Origin of the sequence: Salegentibacter sp. BDJ18 (genome assembly GCF_017579965.1) — a bacterium.
Classification (GTDB): domain Bacteria; phylum Bacteroidota; class Bacteroidia; order Flavobacteriales; family Flavobacteriaceae; genus Salegentibacter.
This window is the reverse complement of the sequence record NZ_JAFLQX010000034.1, coordinates 1-1,562: the sequence shown is the minus strand read 5'-3', so window position 1 is coordinate 1,562 and position 1,562 is coordinate 1. Positions and strand designations below refer to the sequence as shown.

Genomic DNA, 1,562 nt, shown 5'->3' with positions numbered 1-1,562 from the left:
ATCCCCCATTTGTTAGTCGGCAGTCTCAGTATTCAGTATGGCAGTCTTTATTACTGCTAACTGCTCCTGCTTACTGCAAACTGGGTTACCCAACTTCTAAAATTTCCTTTCAATTTGTAATGAACGTTGTTGTCTCAAATTCAAATTACTTTGAACTATGAACCTTTAACTTTGAACTGCGCCTTAGCGCGTCGTAGTCTCAGGCAGACTCGAACTGCCGACCTCTACATTATCAGTGTAGCGCTCTAACCAGCTGAGCTATGAGACTGTCCTTATTCTTTAAATATTAAATCGACAGCTTAGAATCAAGACCAAAAAAGGTCTTTAAGAACTTCCCTTTTGATTATTGCGCGTTGCACTTAAAGTGCATTGCTCTAGAAAGGAGGTGTTCCAGCCGCACCTTCCGGTACGGCTACCTTGTTACGACTTAGCCCCAGTTACCAGTTTTACCCTAGGCGGCTCCTTGCGGTGACCGACTTCAGGTACCCCCGGCTTCCATGGCTTGACGGGCGGTGTGTACAAGGCCCGGGAACGTATTCACCGCATCATGGCTGATATGCGATTACTAGCGATTCCAGCTTCACGCAGTCGAGTTGCAGACTGCGATCCGAACTGTGATAGGGTTTGTAGATTCGCTCCTTCTCGCGAAGTGGCTGCTCTCTGTCCCTACCATTGTAGCACGTGTGTGGCCCAGGACGTAAGGGCCGTGATGATTTGACGTCATCCCCACCTTCCTCACGGTTTGCACCGGCAGTCTGGCTAGAGTTCCCGACATTACTCGCTGGCAACTAACCACAGGGGTTGCGCTCGTTATAGGACTTAACCTGACACCTCACGGCACGAGCTGACGACAACCATGCAGCACCTTGTAATCTGTCCGAAGAAAAAAGTGTTTCCACTCCTGTCAGACTACATTTAAGCCCTGGTAAGGTTCCTCGCGTATCATCGAATTAAACCACATGCTCCACCGCTTGTGCGGGCCCCCGTCAATTCCTTTGAGTTTCATTCTTGCGAACGTACTCCCCAGGTGGGTTACTTATCACTTTCGCTTAACCACTCAGCCCTTAATCGGGCCGAACAGCTAGTAACCATCGTTTACGGCGTAGACTACCAGGGTATCTAATCCTGTTCGCTACCTACGCTTTCGTCCATCAGCGTCAGTATATTATTAGTGATCTGCCTTCGCAATCGGTATTCTGAGTAATATCTATGCATTTCACCGCTACACTACTCATTCTAACCACTTCATAATAACTCAAGACAATCAGTATCAATGGCAGTTCTCCCGTTGAGCGGAAGACTTTCACCACTGACTTAACTGCCCGCCTACGGACCCTTTAAACCCAATGATTCCGGATAACGCTTGGATCCTCCGTATTACCGCGGCTGCTGGCACGGAGTTAGCCGATCCTTATTCGCAGAGTACCGTCAAACCCCCACACGTGGGAGTGGTTCTTCCTCTGTAAAAGCAGTTTACAACCCATAGGGCAGTCTTCCTGCACGCGGCATGGCTGGATCAGGCTCTCGCCCATTGTCCAATATTCCTCACTGCTGCCTCCCGT

Annotated in this window: 1 tRNA gene and 1 rRNA gene; both read right to left on the bottom strand. The window is 49.2% G+C overall.

Going from position 1 to position 1,562, the window contains the following annotated elements:
* Positions 1 to 194 precede the first annotated feature (194 nt).
* Positions 195 to 268: transfer RNA gene (locus J0871_RS17225), tRNA-Ile, on the bottom strand.
* A 110-nt stretch (positions 269 to 378) separates the two neighbouring features.
* Positions 379 to 1,562 (bottom strand): 16S ribosomal RNA (locus J0871_RS17220); the annotation flags it as partial.